Origin of the sequence: Microcoleus sp. Pol10D4, assembly GCF_036701555.1 — a bacterium.
In the GTDB taxonomy this organism is placed as follows: Bacteria; Cyanobacteriota; Cyanobacteriia; order Cyanobacteriales; family Microcoleaceae; genus Microcoleus.
Map to the genome: position 1 here is coordinate 1 of NZ_JAUBRA010000178.1, position 1,010 is coordinate 1,010.

General features: G+C 36.5%; 1 protein-coding gene. It reads right to left on the reverse strand.

The features are described 5' to 3' along the window. Window positions 1-118 precede the first annotated feature (118 nt). Entirely contained in the window at window positions 119-655 is a 537-nt protein-coding gene (locus QUA36_RS31250; protein ID WP_333262630.1) for a hypothetical protein, read from the reverse strand. Window positions 656-1,010 lie beyond the last annotated feature (355 nt).

A 1,010-nucleotide genomic window follows, 5' to 3' on the forward strand; every position in this document is an offset into this window, starting at 1 on the left:
GACTCCCATCCAAATTGCCAACACGATTCAACATATCTATAATCTCATTCTATAGTCTTCTAGCGGGAAGGGAGTAGCACATCCAGCCTAATTTACTGGGTAAAATAAATCCCAAAAACTAGCGGTAAAATTTCTGACCATCTGAATAAAAAACAATATCGTTACGGATATTATTGGGATAAAGGTAGGGCATTTTCAGATCAGACAGACCATCATTATTATTATCGATGGACTCAATCGGCCCAACAACAGAATTTGGGTTCAAGTTACCTTTACCGCTTCTCCACCAGATGCTAGAGTTAAAGTTCTTCCCGTCCGAGGTCAATACCCATATTCCAACATCAAAGTTTCCATAGTCATACAGACAAGCAATATCGGACTTTTTATCACCATTGAATTCACCAACAGTACAACTAACTATTTTTGAGAAGTTCGTATCTCCCCGACGTGTTGCATACCATTGTTGCCAGGTTTTACCATCATTAACTTCTACTGCTACAGCAAGAGAGCCTACCTCTCGAATCCGAGCTTCCTGAGTTTGTGTGCCATCAAACTTTCCTCGTAATCCAGATATTTGTGAATATGCTGCTTCAATCGAACTAAAAACTGTAGCTACGACACCGATAGAAATTAAAAGTCTCATGAGTATTTTCATAATGGCCTCCCAGCTAAAAATGTACAAAAATCGTCAATCTTCTAGCTAACTATTTATTAGACCGTAACAGCGGCATAACACGCTACTACAGGGTATAAAACGGCAAGCATTCTAACCATAAACTTAGGTTTAAATAATTTTCCCATTATTTATTAATAAATCCGGGCTTTTCTTAGTCAAAAAAGTCCTATTTTGCCGATAACTTTCTCCTACTTTCACTCTCTTTAAATCTAGTTGTGTACTAAAATATCTAAAAATATACTAAAATATCTAAAAATGCAGGGTAAACGCATCTTAACTTTAACGCAAAATATGCTACAGTTAAATCCGACTAAATTTTAGTGTAGTTTATTCG

Bases quoted from the DNA above. Each gene is read 5' to 3' on its own strand.
- QUA36_RS31250 (WP_333262630.1), bottom strand. From the start codon at position 655: ATGAAAATACTCATGAGACTTTTAATTTCTATCGGTGTCGTAGCTACA.